Genomic DNA, 17,173 nt, shown 5'->3' with positions numbered 1-17,173 from the left:
TATCAAAGTAACTTTTCACTTTATCGTATAAGGAAGTTTAAAAGTCCACAGCTCAGTACCGTTACCCGTGAAAGTACTATCTACACCGAAGTCGTTATCATTGACGATGACAAGAGTGTTGCCGTTAACGAGCGACAAGCCTTCGATTTTCTCGAACGGATATTTAAACTCAACCGAATCAAGCACGGTTCGTTTCGATACAGGTAGAATCCCGTTAGTTTTTAAATCAGCAATTGTCATTTGCTCGATTGTTTTTCCGGCAGTGGTAGCATCATCATACTTGCCGATGATGTTCGTTGCGTTGGACAGGTCAATGGAGTAGATGCGTTTCAATTGCGCTTTGTCGCCAGCGAATTTGTCACGCTCATCGATGAGAATCGTGTTCTCGCTGATAACGGTCATGTCCGAAAGGACGATATCAGCTTGAACTAAATTGTCGAATAGTGCTGCGTCTTCCAAGACATATACATATTCCGCTATCGGTTTCAGTGTCGCTAGGTCAAATTTGATGATTCGAATTTGACGTGAGTTATCCATGGATTTATCAGGATTACGCAGGGCGTTCTGCATCACCATAAACATGTATTTGCCGTCAGGTGTAATGCCTACAGACTCTGCACCGCGGTTTTGACGAAGCTTGTTGTACACTTCAGGTAACATTTCACGAGCTGGTACGAGGGGCGTCGACACTTGAGCTGCCCAGCCCTTTGGTACAATCCGCTCAATAATCGTACCATCACGTTTTACATGTACGATGGACGGACCGTATTCATCGGAAATCCAGAAGGTGTCGTCTTTCGGGTTATACGCAAGTCCTTCAATATCGAGTCCATAAGGATCATAGGAAAGTTCTTTCTCACCTTTCGCATCAAAAGGCGCTTCGTCACGGTCTTTAATGTTCGGCAATCCGGTAACATGAGCATTACCAGTTACCGGATTTATACCGTTCACCTTCAAAGGGATTTGATCAAGTATCTTGATCTCATCGTTGACGATTTGTATTTTATAGATAGTTGGTGTGTAATCAGCTAATGGAAATGTGCGAACGGTCTTGCCGTTCACTTCGACTTGACCGTTCGGACCGCGATCGGCTGTCGAGTAGAACACATTGTCCGGATCGCCGGGCAGATGAGTTAATGATGATCCGACACCCATTTTAATACCTTTTGCGAGATCAGGTGTTCTAAGTGAATATTTGCCGGTCAAGGCAGGCTTATCCGTCAACGCTACACTGCTGCGGAATTCATCCCAATCCACATATTTTCCTGTTGTTTCACTAAATGAGCGAATCGGTAAATATAGACTACCCTCGATATTGACCGCAGGGGCAGATGGTGTAACAGCTTGTCCGTTATTCGAATACTTAATCTGTTCTGCCGGTTTTCCATTTAGAACCGCCGCGGATACAATGCCAGTTCCAGCTGTAAGGGTGAGTACCGCCATTGTCGTGATAAGCCATTTTTTATTCATTTTTAAAAAAAGTCTCCCTTCGAACTGTTGATTCTTAATGTGGAATATATTAGCAGTTAATTGTAAACGTCAGATTATTATTTTTTGTAGTATTTGTAAAAAAAAGAATTGTTGACGCTGAGCTTACATACTGATAATTTACAATACCTTAATACTTCACTGACACTCCCCTTACGCTACTCTGTTACGATTCTCTTGACGATGTTGTCCCATAGACAGGCAACCGATACAACTAGGAGGGAATACAAACATTGAGTAATTTTCTACGCAAGACAAATGCATTTATTATTTTTGCTCTATTAATCTCTTTACTTCAACCAGCACTAATCGCGAACGCGGCCATTACAGATTTGCCAACAACGGAGTATGGCAAGGTAATCGACGTAAGACAGACGGAGCTTGCTCCCGGCGCGATGTATACATGGATGGACATGGAAAATGAACGTGGTTCACAGAAAATATACGCGGTAGAGTTTGATCCGAAAAACCCGAATTTGGAGCTGCGGGCTGGCACCAAGGACGGTAAGGTGAACGGCATGATGGGTGTTACGGCAATGGCCGCTCATGTAGATGCGCCGGGAAGCCGTGTTATTGCGGGAATTAATGGAGACTTTTATGAACTTACGGGCTACGCTACTGGTGTACCGAACGGCTTGTTTATGGATGAAGGTCGTATTCTGAACAGTTCGATCTCTACATATGCCTTCGGTTTGAAGTCGGATGGCTCCTCCATCTATGGATCTCCGACGCTGACAAAAACGGTAACGATAGGCGGTGTGACGACGAATCTGACGAGCATTAACCGTTATCGCGACACGAACCAGCTTGTCCTCTATACGAATGACTACAGCACCTCGACAAAATCGACCATTCTAGGAGATGAGCTTGTTCTTCAAATCGTCGAGGGCGAGGTGAAGAGCGGACAAACGATGAAGCTGCAGGTCATTGAGCTGAGAAAGGATCAAGGCAATACGCCGCTTGTTCAGGGTCAGGTGGTATTATCCGCTTCCGGAACTTCTCGTGCTGTAATTGCTGATCTTCAGCCGGGTGATGAAATTACCGCTAATTTCGCTCTTGATGGTGAATGGTGTGATGTAACGGTTGCGATTGGAGGACAAGGTCCTCTCGTGAAGGACGGCGTTCCGCAAGTTGGGGTAGGTCCTTTAGGCGTACACCCGCGAACTGCGATCGGTACGAAAGCGGATGGCAGCATCGTACTCTTCGAAATTGATGGAAGAGCGCCTGGTTATAGTGAAGGCGTCGAAACGGATGAGCTTGCGAAAATGTTAAAAGATATGGGCGTCGTTAACGGGATGAACCTTGACGGCGGTGGATCATCTACGTTTGTGGCAAAGCTGCCTGGAACGGACAGCGTAAAAATGCTGAACCAAGGTTCGGATGGCGGAGAACGGAAGACGGGTAACGGTCTATTGCTCGTTAATACGGCTCCTGAGCTGGGAGTTGCTTCGAAGCTAGCGATTAAGCCCAATGCCGAACGTATTCTTCAAGGGTCATCGTTCAACTTCAGTGCGGCAGGAATAGATGCAAACGGTCATCCTGCTCCTTACTCAGGTGCGCTGACGTGGCAGGTTGATTCTTCACTTGGATCGGTTGACCAGAATGGGGTGTTCACAGCTGGGACTGCTCCGGGTAATGGCTTTGTTACGGCAGCGGCCGGAGAAGTGCAAGGTCAGGGGGAGATTGAGATCGTTGATCAGCTGACTGAGCTCAAATTCCCTGATGAGATCAAAACCTATCCGTCGGGCGCAACAGCGGTTCTATCCGTAAAAGCACTGCGTAACGGACAGATTGTGCAGGCGAATAATAAAAGCTTCGAATGGCGTGTCGAGGGAGAAATCGGAACGGTCGATGAGAATGGCATATTTCAGGCAACTAAAGATAACGGGAAGTCTGGGAAGATTTTTGTGAAGTACGGCAGTGTGGAAACTTCTTTTGAAGTGAGCGTCGGAGTGCCTCCCGTTATGTTGGAGGATTTCGAATCCGGACTGGATAAATATATAGCATTAAATGATAAAGCAAACTACGCAAGAATTGTCGAAGTAACGGATCAGGATTTCGTGAGAAGCGGGAATAAGGCACTGAAGCTGGAGTACGATTTTAACGGCTTGACGGGTACTTCTGGTGCTTATTTAGCAGCATCCTCAAAGGAAAACAGAATTCAAATTCCGGGTTATCCGGAGAAAATCAGCATGTGGGTATATGGTGATGGTAAGAAGCATTGGCTGCGTGCACAAATGCGTGATGGTGCGGACGCTAAAGTTCCACTTGATTTTACTGATCCGGTGGCAGGAGTAGATTGGACGGGTTGGAAATACCTTGAGGTCGCTATACCAAAAGGGAAAACGACTCCTCTTACAATGGATATGCCTGTTCGTTACATGGAAACCAGCAATACGAATAAAACGGATGGCGCTTTGTATATCGACGATATTCGTGCTATTTACGGGCCGATAACGGATGACATTACACCACCTGTGTTCAAAAAAGTAACACCAGCTGTGAATGCGGTAGTAAAAACAGCAACACCGACAATTTCACTCAATGGTGAGGATGCAGGTTATGATGCGGCGCAGCATCCGGGTACAACGCTGATCGATCCTGTCAAAACGCGTGTGTATGTAGATGATCAACTGGTCGAGCACGGCTTTTATCCGCCTGCTGGACTAATTACTTACAAACCGACGATACCACTTGCGGAAGGCCGTCATAAGGTGAAGGCTGCAATTCGCGATATGTCTGGCAACCAGACGGTAAAGGAATGGTATTTCACAGTTAATTTGGGGTCGCCATTTTATGTCTATGAATCACCAAGCATAGTCAATGTCGGTCATACGTATACGCTGGATATTCGTGTGGAAAATGCCAGCAAGCTGAAGGAAGGTCATGTTGCCTTCAAGTTTAACCCAGCAGCTGTGGAAGATCTTCAAGTGATACGTGGCGGTAAGGTAACGGAAGCAATGCTAGAGTCCGTTATCAATGAGGCGGAAGGAAATGTACGATTAAATCTGCTAAATATAAATGAAGCTGGTTTAAAGGATACTGATCTGCTTGGCCAAATTCAATATACGATTCGAAACGATTATGTTGGTCCTCTTACACTTGATCAGGTAACGGGCGAGGTATCAAAGCCGCACAGCATTGAGAACACCTCAGGAACTGTGGTTTCCACGGAAGGAGCGGGCTTGCCAGTCAGCATCATTGGAGCGGCAGTAGATTCGACTGTTAAGACAGAGTTGAAGCTGACTTGGGACCATTTTGCGATTGGATTGGGATATGAAGCTGTCTTCAAGATCGAAGAAATGCAAGGTGGAGCGGCTGTCGAGGGTGCGAAGCTGCTGATTGATAAGGTTGAGGTGGCGGGTGCAAGCTCCAACTCGGGTGGTACATTGACCACTGAGGAGGCGACTAGAACAGCTGGAACGTATAAGATACAAGCGGTAAAAGGGAATGCCTATAGCCCAGTGATGACCTTCGTGGTTGCGCCACATGCGGGAACGGCAGCACCTCGTAATATGAATGTGACGATGGGGCTGGATCCAGCTACCTCTCGCCAATTCACTTGGCAGACGGAGCCGTTAACGACCGATACGGTCGTTGAGCTGGTGAAGCAAACTGATTTTAATAGCTTTGAGGATTCGAATATAACGAAAGTGGTTGGAAAAAGTACCATCTACAACACGAACAATGATGGCACGATGCGCGTTCACAAAGCAGAGGTTACTGGTCTAGAGCCAAATACGGCTTATGTGTACCGAGTTGGAGATGGCAGTACAAATGTCAGTAAGCAGGGTGTGTTCCGGACTAGCGGATCCACTGGCGATGCAACGAAGTTCCTATTCATAGGTGACTCGCAAGCTGATTCGAAAGCGGGCTTCTCGCTCTGGGGCTCAACGATTAAATCAGCTGCGTCCTATATGCCTGATGCGGAAATGATCGTGCATGCGGGAGATATGGTCGACAAAGGTTTTGAGCAGGAACAATGGGATTGGTGGTTTGAGGCTGCACAGGACAATTTGTTGAATACGACGCTAGTTCCAGTTATCGGGAACCATGAGGTAATGGGGAACAATGGCGACGGAGATTACTTGGCACAGTTCAACAATCCGCAAAACGGAGCTGCAAGCGTTAAGGGATCAAACTATTCCTTTGATGTAAAGGATACGCACTTTGTTGTAATGAACACCGAGAGAACCAGTCAGGTTATGGAGGAGCAGGCTCTGTGGCTGGATGAGGATCTTGCGAGCACGGATAAGAAATGGAAGGTAATCTTTTTCCATCAGGGTCCATACGGCAGCATCTATTCGAACGAAGGGGTGCAAAAAACATGGGTGCCGATATTTGACAAGCATGGCGTGGATCTCGTAATGAATGGTCATGATCATATTTATATGAGGTCATACCCGATGAAGGGCGGCCAGCAGGTTTCCGAGGAAGAGGGAACGAGATATGTGCTCGGCGGCTCGTCAGGGCCGAAGTTTTATGCGCTGACGCCACGCCCATGGCAGGAAGTTATTTTTGCAGAGAACGCGCAAATCTATACTGCTGTAGAAATTAAAAACGATGAAATCGTAGTTATGGGCAGAACGGTGGACGGGCGTGAGATCGATCGCTTCGTTATTGCTAAGAAGGATGCAGAGCCGACTCCTGATCCAACCCCGGTGCCGACACCAATTCCGACGCCAACACCGACACCGGGAGTCGTTGAAGTGACGGAAAAGCAGCTAGAGGATAAGAACGCTAAGGGTGAGGTAGAAGTTGTCTTTAATGAGCAGCTGAGTGAGCTTGTTTTGCCGGGGAATGCGGTTCAACTGCTAGATGGTGCGCCGATAAAGGTGGAAGCATCCAACCTATCAATTAGCATACCTTCGCAGGTATTGACTGACTTAACAAGCCTGCTTCATGCAGGTGAGCTCGAACAGAGCAAAATATCGATGAAAGTAAATACCGCGTCACCGTCTGATGCTGCGAAATTGTTGGCAAAATCGGAGAAACAGACTGGTGCAAAATTGAATGCTGGAGCCGATCTGCTTGACTTTAGCCTTACGATGACTACGAAGGATGGTCGAACGGTTGCGTTAAGTAAATTCCAGGAGCCAATTACGATTTCACTCCCTGTAGATCCGAAAGCTGACACAAGCCTGCTTGGCATTTACTATATTTCAGACGACGGCCAGCTGGAATATGTGGGAGGAAAGCTGAAGAATGGTAAGCTTGAGGCGAAAGTCAATCATTTCAGCATGTATGCAAGTCTGTCATATAACAAAACATTTGTAGATCTTCCAGCAAGCCACTGGGCTTACAGTGTGGTAAAGGAGCTTTCAGCGAAGCAGCTTGTTAAAGGGGTAACGATGGATCGCTTCGATCCAGGCAAAGCTGTCACCCGCGCGGAGTTCGCGGCAATGATGGTTCGAACACTTGGAATTAAGGGGCAGGCTGATTCTAAATTTACGGATGTATCCGCTGATAAGTGGTATGCGAATGAAGTAGCACTTGCCGAGCAAGCGGGAATAGTGAATGGTCTGAACGGCTCTACGTTTGCTCCAGACGCGCAAATTTCCCGTCAAGAAATGGCGGCAATGTTAGTTCGTGCTTATGGAGCTGCAACGTCAAAACATGAAACGTCTGGTCTTAAGGATACAGGCTTCAAGGACATTGCTTCTGCTCCAGAGTGGGCAAGAGCTGCGATCACAGCAGCTGTTGATCTCGGTCTGATTAACGGCCGCTCAGAAGGTTCTTTCGCGCCAAAGGCTAACGGTACGCGTGCGGAAAGCGCTCAGATGATTTTAAATCTGGTTAAGAGTCTTGATAGTTAGTAGATGAACAAATAAACTGCAGCTTTTTCCTCGCGAGGGGAGAACTGCAGTTTTTTTATACAAAAGATTGTGTGAGCGGCATTGTCCTTATTGCTTATGTTAGTATAATTATAGGAGTGAATTAAGATGATTCGTTATGGAGAGCAATACGGCCTCTCAAAAAACCGCTGAGAAGGCAGGATTAATTAAAGTATCACATTATCAAGTAAATTGGTTCTGTTTTTAATATACTGTAGGTATCAGGTAGGAAGGTTTAGCATTTTTATTACTAGGTGGAATCTGCAGCTTTTTTATGGCAATCGACTTAAAAGTATCGTTTTTTTTGAAAGTAGTGGTCATTTTATGTAAACAACTGTAATATATTACTCATCTTATTTCTTAACAAAAAAATCGATTGACAACGTTCGACGTTCATTGACATAATGGCAATAATAGGTATAATTGTTTATTTTTTTTCGATGTACCGCATGTACTTTTCATGTTAGAAATGAGGGGTCAGATGAATCTTGAGCATTGGATTACAGAGTCGAAATTAAGGTGTGAAAAGCTAGGTATTGATCCTTTTGGAGTACCTTCATTTTCCACATTATATTCTGATACAGATATGAATCAAAAGCGTGAAGAGTATGAAGAGATCTTGTCGGTAATTGATTTCTTCGTTCATAGAATGCTGGAGCAAATGAAGGGTCTTCCTCTGCTTATCCTAATTTCAGATGAGGTTGGATGCATTTTAGAGATGGCCGGAGATGAAGCAATCAAAAGTGTTGTCAATCAATCGGGGATACAAGAGGGTCTTGTATTTAAGGAAATTGAAGCGGGTACAAACACCATTAACCTGGCGCTTCAATATCGCAAGCCCATTCAGCTAATAGGCAGTGATCATTACTATAATTTTCTTAGCACAAGCGCATGCTATTCTGTTCCGTTTCAATATACGGATTTAAATAACCTTCTGGGCACAATTACGATCATGACAACTATAGACCAGCATAATCCTTTTTTATTGGCCATGCTGTGTACCGTAGTGGATTCGATTGAAAGAGAGCTGCTCTTAAAAAAACAAAATAGAAGGTTGCATATTTTAAATCAAGTAGTAATTGAAACAACAAGAAATGGCATTATTATTACTGATCGAGAAGGAAATATAACAGAATACAATAAGTCTGCAGAAATTTTAACCGATTTAAATAAACAAGATGTGCTGCAAAAGCCTATTGCGAACTTGCAAATAAATAAATTAATACACGAGGTACTTCATACGGGAAAAGAGTATGAGGGAATTGAGCTCAGAATTGCTAAGAAGAATGAAGAAGAACAGCTGGTTTGTTTGTTTGATGCTTTTCAGATCCACGATGAGAATATGAAAATATTGGGTGCTTTTGCACAGTTCCGTGATATAACAGAACGTTCAAAAACGGAAGAACAAATCAATTATCTTGCTTATCATGATGATTTAACGGGATTGCCCAACAGACGGTATTTTACGCAGCGTTTGGAGAGCCTATTAAAACAATCCAAAGAATACGAGAGTCTGTTTACAATCATGTTCTTGGATTTGGATAGCTTTAAGAAGGTCAATGATAATCTCGGTCATAACAACGGTGACACTCTTCTTCAGCTAGTAGCCAAGCGGTTGAAAAGCTGCTGCATGACTCTCGATTCTATCGTGTCAAGAATGGGCGGGGATGAATTCACTATACTTGTGCCAGATGTTTCAGGGTACAACGATGCTATTGCACTTGCAGAACAAGTGCTTCGGACGTTTGAACGGCCATTCGTAATAGATGGTTATGAGTTTTATATTACGGCAAGCATAGGTATCGTCCTTTACCCTTATGATGGAACTGACGCTGAGACGCTGATGAAGCATGCCGATATTGCGATGTATTTGGCCAAGGATGCGGGTAAAAACAATTACTCTGTGTTCAAAGCAGCGAAGAATAGCACGGGCATTGAACAACTCACTATAGAGAACTCCATACGTAAAGCATTGCAGAATGATGAATTTGTTTTGCACTATCAGCCTCAGATTAATATAGAAACAGGGGAAATCATAGGTACCGAAGCACTGCTTCGATGGAATCACCCCACCCTTGGTATTATTCCTCCAGCTAAATTCATACCTATTGCAGAAGAAACAGGACTCATCGTTCCAATTGGAGAGTGGGTGCTTAGAACCGCTTGTACACAGAATCAGCTGTGGATTGAGAAAGGCTACGCTCCGAAAATAATTTCAGTAAATCTATCTACTCGCCAATTTTTGAAACGTAATCTAGTAGATACAGTGAAACAGGTTTTACTTGAAACCAATCATGATCCTAAGTATCTCGAGCTTGAAATAACAGAATCGATGACTATGGACGTTGCGTTCGCTGTTGAAGTATTAGGTGAAATGAAGAAGCTAGGCATAAAAATATGTATAGATGACTTTGGAACAGGCTATAGCAATCTTCACTATATTAAGCTGTTTTCGATCAATCGACTGAAAATAGATCAGTCGTTTGTCAGAGATATTATGACTGATACCAACGATGCCGATATTGTAGCCACTATTATTGCAATGGCCTATAACCTTGGGATTGATGTTATCGCAGAGGGAGTAGAGACAGAAGACCAATTGAACTTTTTGAAAACACTTAGCTGTCACGAGGTTCAGGGCTATTATTTTCATCGTCCATTACCCGCAGAGCAGGTCGAGAAATTATTTATCAAGCCGATCGTTAAACAATATGATTGATAAGGGTGAAGAAATGAAGAAAAAGGTATATACCGTTATTGTCGAGCATTTTAAAAATTGGGGTATTACTCACGTTTTTGGAATACCGGGAAAATCGATATCGCCGCTTATGCTAGAGCTCGAAAATCATGAAATACACTATGTGTTAGGTCGTCATGAAACAGGATGTGGGTTTGAAGCCTCCGGCTACGCGCTTGGCAAGAAAACACTTGGTGTAGCGATTGGTACATCTGGACCTGGGGGAACGAATCTTATTACTGCTGCTGGGCAGGCAAGGGAGTTTCAGCTGCCTGTTTTGTTTATAACAGGACAACCCTCAATGCAGGATACTGGACGTGCTCTAAGCCAGGATTCAAGTCAGTTTGGAGCGGATTTGGTCAAAATGTTTGAGCCGGTAACCTTATTCAGCGCACGTATTGAGAGAGGAGAGCTGCTTTCCTTATATCTAAGACATGCACTGGAGAAAGCTTATACAGGAGAAAAAGGTCCCGTTCATTTATGTATTCCCTTTGATGTGCTTATGGAGGAGATTGAGTCCTTTTATATCCCTTTACCTGACCATATATCGCCCGTAGTATCACCTGATATAGAGAAAGCCATTTCCCTGCTGGATGGTGCGAATAAACCAGTCCTGTTTCTCGGAAAAGGCGCGGTAATGTCCGAGTCTTACGAACAATTGCGTATAATGGCGGAGCACTGGCGAATACCAGTGGTTACGACTCCTGGAGGAAAGGGTGCATTCCCCTCGAACCATCCCTTGTATCTAGGCGGTTACGGACTTGGCGGTTCCAAGCATGCTACAGAATATATGCAATCCGGAATAGATCTAATGATAGTGGTCGGAAGCAAGTTATGTGATATGTCGCTGTCGGGGTTTACAACCGATATGCAACCTGACAGAATGCTGCAGTTCGAGTACGACCTTACATTTGCGGGGAAAACGGTCATGGTACCGACTCAGATTATTCTTGGTGATCTCAAATATAACTTAACCAAGCTGATTGAACGAAGCGGAGCTTCGGAGAGAGACTATGAGAGAATCGCGATTCAAGAGTCGGGATCAGGCTTGAATACGGATAAGCAGTTATCGGCAGTTACAGCTATCAAAGCGCTTCGTACTGCGCTTCCTGATGATGCTATTCTTTTTGGAGATGCGGGAAGCCACTCATTTTATGCTGTGCAGCATTTCGATATATTGGAAACAGGCACCTTCTATTTTGACGAAGTATTTATTGCGATGGGAGCAGCGATTGGCTACTCTATTGGGGCAAAAATTGCTCGTCCAGACCGTCATATTGTATGTATAACGGGTGATGGATGTATGATGATGCACGGAACAGAAATCTCGACGGCTGTTAATCATGGCGCTCCGGTCATTTTCTTTGTTCTTAATAACGGTCGTTTAGATATGGTGGATAAAGGCATGTCCTATAATACTGGCCGATCCGTTGGTGCTGTCTATGAGCGGCCGCTGGATGTAAGTCAATTTGCGGGTTCGATGGGCGCATTAACCTATTGTTGCCATAACGCAGCAGATATTAATGAAGCTGTTCTATCCGCTCTTCAATCTGACGTTGCAACGGTTATTGAGGTTATGGTGGATCCGGAAGAAATTCCGCCAATACTTACTAGATTATTGAGCTTAGACTAAAGGTCAAGGAGGAGAATATGGAAACGAATCGACATGAAAAAGGTTTAGAGACTTTAGGTAAAATGGTTGGTCCGGATATTATGCGGGAAACTGTTGAGCGCGTAAGACAGTTTAGCCCTGATATGGCGAAGCTAGTCGTTGAATTTCCATTTGGCTCGATTTATTCGCGTCCGGGACTTGATTTAAAGCAACGATCCCTCCTTACAATCTCATCATTGGTTACCCAAGGAGCGGAATCTCAGCTCGATTTCCACATTCACTCAGCTCTCAACGCGGGGCTTACCCCGGATGAAGTCGTTGAAGCGATTATTCATTGCCTTCCCTATGCTGGCTTTCCGAAGTCATTGGGCGCGCTGGGCGTCGTGATTAATGTATTTAAAGAGCGCAATATTACATATGGAGCTCAAGTGGAGAGCGCGGTGTAGAAGTTGGTCTAGGCTGACTGAAAAGTAACTATAAGCTCGAAAATCAAGCTTACAGACCACAAACAAACCCAAAAAGAAGCTGTAAGCACTCAAATGAAGCTTACAGCTTCTTTTCTGATGATTTTCCCAGTAAATAACGAAAATCAAACCCTATTTGTTATTATCGGCCTTGTCGCTATTGACATCCAAAATTAGTATATGTTATATAAAGATAAGGATTAGCACTCAGGCGTTTAGAGTGCTAAACTATAGGAGAACATGAACCTATTAATTTGTTTTGAAAGGAGATTTACCCATGGCTCAGAAACAATTTAAAGCAGAATCCAAAAGACTATTGGAAATGATGATTAACTCCATCTATACGCAGAAAGAGATCTTCATAAGAGAACTCGTATCCAATGCCAGCGATGCCATTGATAAAATTTATTACAAAGCATTAACCGACGATTCGTTGGTTTTTAACAAAGAGGATTATTACATTAAGGTGACGGCTGATAAGGCTCAAAGAACGCTGACGATTGCTGATACAGGTATTGGCATGACACAAGAAGAACTGGAAAATAATCTAGGAACAATAGCGAAGAGCGGCTCGCTTGCATTCAAAAGTGAGAACGAAGCGAAGGATGGACATAATATCATCGGTCAATTCGGAGTCGGCTTTTATTCGGCATTTATGGTGGCGGATGAGATTACGGTTATTACGAAAACACTAGGCAGCGACCAGGCCTTCAAATGGGAATCCAAGGGTACAGAAGGATACACGATCGTGCCATGTGAGAAGGATTCTATTGGTACTGAAATTATTTTACAAATTAAACAGAACACTGAGGACGATCAATATGATGAGTATCTTGAAGAGTATCGTTTAAGAGCGATCATCAAGAAATACTCTGATTTTATTCGCTATCCGATCAAGATGGATGTGAAAGGTCAGCGTCCAATCGAAGGAAGCGACAACGAGCTAGAAGATTACACGGAAGAGCAAACCGTCAATAGCATGGTTCCGATCTGGCGCAAAAATAAAAATGAGCTTACAACAGAAGATTATGAAAATTTCTATTTTGAAAAACGCTACGGCTTCGATAAGCCGATTAAGCATGTCCATATTAGCGCAGATGGCGCTGTAGTTTATAATGCGATTCTGTTTATCCCGGAAAATACACCTTTCGATTATTACACAAAGGAATATGAGAAGGGGCTTGAGCTTTATTCCAATGGCGTTCTAATTATGGATAAGTGCTCTGATTTGCTGCCGGACTACTTCAGCTTTGTGAAAGGTATGGTCGATTCAGAAGATCTGTCCCTGAACATATCCCGTGAGCTGCTGCAGCATGACAGACAATTGAAGCTTATTGCCAAAAACATTAAGAACAAAATCAAAGGCCAATTGCAAAGCCTACTGAAGGATGAGAGAGAGAAGTATGAAGCCTTCTATAAAGCCTTTGGCAGACAGCTGAAGTTTGGTGTATATAACGATTACGGCGTAAACAAAGAAGATCTGCAGGATCTATTGCTGTTCCATTCATCAAAAGAGAAGAAGCTAGTTTCCTTAGATGAGTATGTATCGAGAATGCCTGAAGATCAGAAGTATATCTACTACGCTTCTGGTGAATCGATCGATAGAATAGAGAAACTGCCACAAACCGAGCTGGTATTGGATAAAGGATATGAAATTTTGTACTTTACCGATGATATCGATGAGTTCGCGATCAAAATAATTATGAAATACAAAGATAAAGAATTCAAATCCGTATCAAGCGGCGACTTAGGAATCGAATCGGATGCTAATGAAGCGCAAACTGATGCAGAAGAGAACGATAACAAAGAGCTCTTTGATTTTATGAGCGGCTTACTATCAGGAAAAGTGACAAGTGTTAAGGCTTCAAAAAGACTAAAATCACATCCTGTATGTCTGTCTGCCGATGGTGAAGTAACGATTGAAATGGAAAAAATATTGAAAGCAATGCCTAACAGTCAAGATGTGAAAGCAGATAAGGTTCTAGAAATCAACGTCAATCACGAAGTGTTCAAGTCCTTGAAGGCTGCGTACGGCAGCGATAAAGAGAAGCTGAATCTATACACGCAGCTATTATACAATCAAGCGCTTTTGATTGAAGGCTTGCCGATTAATGATCCTGTAGAGTTTACAAACGACATTTGCAAAGTAATGGTTTAACCAGTTGGACAAACATGCAGCTTAGCTTAGGCTGCAGTATTAAAACTTAGTTTGGTCGACAGTTTGCATGTTATATGATATGGTAGCACTAATAAGGCATTTCGTTCCCCTGGAGCGAAATGTCTTTGCATATATATAGGGACATTACATTAAATGTATCAAGGGTGGTGATGTTATGGTGCTCTTTTTTCCCCTCGTGAGGGGGGCGAAATCAAACGTCGTTAAAGGCGAGGATTTTGGGAGCACAAAATAACTGAGTTGAGAAGGAGATTTATCATATGAGAACAAGTTTTCTAGCGGAGCACAGAACGCCCACGAACAGTACCGGATTGAAGCGACTACGCAAGGAGGGGCGCCTTCCGGGTATCATTTTTGGATCGAATGTTGACAATGCTATGATTCATATATCGGCGAAGGATTTCCAACATTGGACAAAAGGCGGAGGTACTGGGATTGTCGAGCTTAATCTGGATGGCACGGATACAGTACCTGTTTTGCTTGAAGGAGTGCAGCGGGATGCGGTAACCCGTGAGTTTATTCATGTTGATTTCCTCCGCGTTCGAAAAACTGAGGCAGTACGTACGAAGATACTAATTGATTATATTGGAACGGCGGTAGGCTCGAAACGAGGAGGCATCGTACAAACGCAAAGCTCGTTCATTGAGGTCCAAGGCCTTCCAGATCAGCTGCTGGCTTCGATAACGGTTGATATCAGTGCTCTAGATGTAGGCGAATCGCTTCTTGTAGGAGATATCGAGCTTCCATCTGGATTAACCTTGATTTCATCGTCTAGTGAGCTTTTGGTTTCAGTCGTTGCTCCTAAGGTATAGTCGGCAGGAATAACAGAAGATAATTTATAGATTAGTAAGAACAAAGGGGGCCCTGCTTACTTGGCATTCAAGTGAGCAGGGCCTTTGTTATCTATGAAACAATTCATCCTTATTGCTCTGTTCCCGTGTAAATAAGGACGGCATCTCTTAAAAACACTGTGCAGCCAGACTGATGCTTATCATAGTATGCGGTGAATCTTTCATCATCTACATACATCTGTACGATACCTGCATGTGCTTCTTTGGAATATTTTCCCCAATAAAAGCTTAACCACTGTCGATGCAGATCCGCTGCTTTCTGTGCCAGCTCTCCAGCTGGATCTCCTGTTGCATAGGCATCAACCAGAACGGCTATCACCTGCTCGCCTAACTGATCAATTTCTAAGTGCTGCTCTTCCGTCATGTTTTTGACGATTTCGTTGGATCGATCCACTTGTTCGTCTCCATATTTTTCTCTAATCTCTTTGCCATATTTCTTCTCGTTGTCGTCAATTAATTGCTGCTTAAAGCCATTGAACTTTTCGTGGTTTGTCATTGTAACTCTCCCTTCTCTCTGAGCTAATGTTTTCTCGACATTAGCGATTAGAAGATCTAATTGCTCTTTCTTCTCAATTAGTCTTTTGCGATGCTCTCTCAGCGTTAGCTCCTCGTCAAAGGAAGATGCGGTCACAATGGCCTTTATTTCTTCCAAGCTGACACCCAGCTCTCTGTAGAATAAAATTTGCTGCAACCGATCAACCTCAGCCTGCCCATATATGCGATAGCCTGATGAATTGATTCTTGCGGGCTTAAGCATTCCGATTTCATCGTAATAGCGCAGCGTTCTCGTACTGATGCCGGCCATGTGTCCAAGCTTTTGAATGGTATATTCCATTTACGCACCTCCTGACAAAATAATCGTACACCTTCACGCTGCGTGAAGGTCAACTGTTTTTTTTATGCCATGTTAGTTTAAAAAGGAAATTAATTTTGAAAGCTAGAATAAGTAATAGTCTTACTTATTCCTTTAGAAGAGAAAACGGATGGAGGCAGGAAATCGATGAAACAGTCTGGTCATGAACAAGTAATTAAATATATGAACACTCTTGAACATCCCCTAAAAAAAGAAATAGAGTATACTCGAGAAATCATTTTAAGCACAAATACACAGATTACTGAGCATATAAAATGGAATGCACCAAGTTTCTGTTTTAACAATGAAGATAGGGTGACTTTTAATTTGCATGGAAAAGGATACTTCCGACTTATCTTTCATTGTGGTGCCAAGGTAAAAGATAACAATGGGAAGGAACCTTTATTTTATGATACTACAGGGTTATTGGATTGGGCTGCTGGTGACAGAGCTATAGTGAAATTTACTGACATGGATGATGTGAAAGCAAAGGAAGAAAAGCTTGTAGAAGTGATAACGAAATGGATAGAGGTGACATGTTAATAGAACAGATTGAAAAATCTGATTCCAACCTTAATGCGTAGGGTTAGATTTATCATAGAGGATATATACATTTTTTTTTATCCTTATTAATGAAGTAATTTATTTAAACAACAAATATAAAAAAGAATTTCAAAAAACACTTGCATTAATAGGCGGATACATGGTATATTCTTATTCCGGCCAAGAAATACACCGGAACAAACGAGAAACACGAAAGAAAAGATTGCTCTTTGAAAACTGAACAACGAGTATTAAACTGCCCTAACGATCCTAACGGATCATTAGAAAAAGCGATAAAAAGTAATGAGCAAGTCAAACACCAATTTGGAGAGTTTGATCCTGGCTCAGGACGAACGCTGGCGGCGTGCCTAATACATGCAAGTCGAGCGGAGTTGATGAGATGCTTGCATCTCTGATACTTAGCGGCGGACGGGTGAGTAACACGTGGGTAACCTGCCTTTAAGACCGGGATAACATTCGGAAACGAATGCTAATACCGGATAGGCGATTTGGTCGCATGATCGAATCGAGAAAGATGGAGCAATCTATCACTTAGAGATGGACCCGCGGCGCATTAGCTAGTTGGTGAGGTAACGGCTCACCAAGGCGACGATG

9 protein-coding genes and 1 rRNA gene are annotated in these 17,173 nt (G+C 43.4%); 8 read left to right on the top strand and 2 right to left on the bottom strand.

Annotation, left to right across the window (positions count from 1 at the left end; genetic code table 11):
• Positions 1-15 precede the first annotated feature (15 nt).
• A complete protein-coding gene (locus tag AC0YN7_RS28895) occupies positions 16-1,470 on the bottom strand; it encodes an esterase-like activity of phytase family protein (RefSeq protein WP_475813467.1) in 1,455 nt (484 codons plus the stop codon).
• A 251-nt stretch (positions 1,471-1,721) separates the two neighbouring features.
• Here AC0YN7_RS28895 and AC0YN7_RS28890 point away from each other — a divergent pair, with 251 nt between their 5' ends.
• The 6 genes from AC0YN7_RS28890 to AC0YN7_RS28865 all read left to right on the top strand — a co-directional run bounded on the left by AC0YN7_RS28890 (position 1,722) and on the right by AC0YN7_RS28865 (position 15,123).
• The gene (locus AC0YN7_RS28890; RefSeq protein WP_475813466.1) at positions 1,722-7,304 is read left to right on the top strand and encodes an S-layer homology domain-containing protein; all 5,583 of its coding nucleotides are present in this window, start codon (positions 1,722-1,724) and stop codon (positions 7,302-7,304) included.
• Positions 7,305-7,803: 499 nt separating this feature from the next.
• Entirely contained in the window at positions 7,804-10,041 is a 2,238-nt protein-coding gene (locus tag AC0YN7_RS28885) for an EAL domain-containing protein (protein ID WP_475813465.1), read from the top strand.
• A gap of 13 nt (positions 10,042-10,054) precedes the next feature.
• Positions 10,055-11,692: a thiamine pyrophosphate-binding protein gene (locus AC0YN7_RS28880; protein WP_475813464.1), complete on the top strand. Its 1,638-nt coding sequence runs from the start codon at positions 10,055-10,057 to the stop codon at positions 11,690-11,692.
• A gap of 17 nt (positions 11,693-11,709) precedes the next feature.
• Positions 11,710-12,117: a carboxymuconolactone decarboxylase family protein gene (locus tag AC0YN7_RS28875; RefSeq protein ID WP_475813463.1), complete on the top strand. Its 408-nt coding sequence runs from the start codon at positions 11,710-11,712 to the stop codon at positions 12,115-12,117.
• Between the two features lie 295 nt (positions 12,118-12,412).
• On the top strand, positions 12,413-14,293 hold the full coding sequence (gene htpG, locus AC0YN7_RS28870; RefSeq protein WP_475813462.1) for a molecular chaperone HtpG: 1,881 nt from the start codon (positions 12,413-12,415) through the stop codon (positions 14,291-14,293).
• Between the two features lie 278 nt (positions 14,294-14,571).
• Positions 14,572-15,123 carry a 50S ribosomal protein L25 gene (locus tag AC0YN7_RS28865; RefSeq protein WP_475813461.1) on the top strand — a complete coding sequence of 184 codons (552 nt, stop codon included), beginning with the start codon at positions 14,572-14,574 and terminating at the stop codon, positions 15,121-15,123.
• A gap of 109 nt (positions 15,124-15,232) precedes the next feature.
• Here the strand turns inward: AC0YN7_RS28865 and AC0YN7_RS28860 are convergent, their stop codons facing one another.
• The gene (locus tag AC0YN7_RS28860) at positions 15,233-15,997 is read right to left on the bottom strand and encodes a MerR family transcriptional regulator (RefSeq protein WP_475813460.1); all 765 of its coding nucleotides are present in this window, start codon (positions 15,995-15,997) and stop codon (positions 15,233-15,235) included.
• A 165-nt stretch (positions 15,998-16,162) separates the two neighbouring features.
• Here AC0YN7_RS28860 and AC0YN7_RS28855 point away from each other — a divergent pair, with 165 nt between their 5' ends.
• Both AC0YN7_RS28855 and AC0YN7_RS28850 read left to right on the top strand, forming a co-directional pair.
• Positions 16,163-16,558, top strand: coding sequence for a DUF1801 domain-containing protein (locus AC0YN7_RS28855; protein ID WP_475813459.1), 396 nt, complete (start codon positions 16,163-16,165; stop codon positions 16,556-16,558).
• Between the two features lie 321 nt (positions 16,559-16,879).
• A 16S ribosomal RNA gene (locus AC0YN7_RS28850) occupies positions 16,880-17,173 on the top strand; the annotation flags it as partial.

It is taken from the genome of Paenibacillus sp. J31R122, from assembly GCF_056269185.1.
This window is presented reverse-complemented; position numbering and strand designations above follow the sequence as displayed.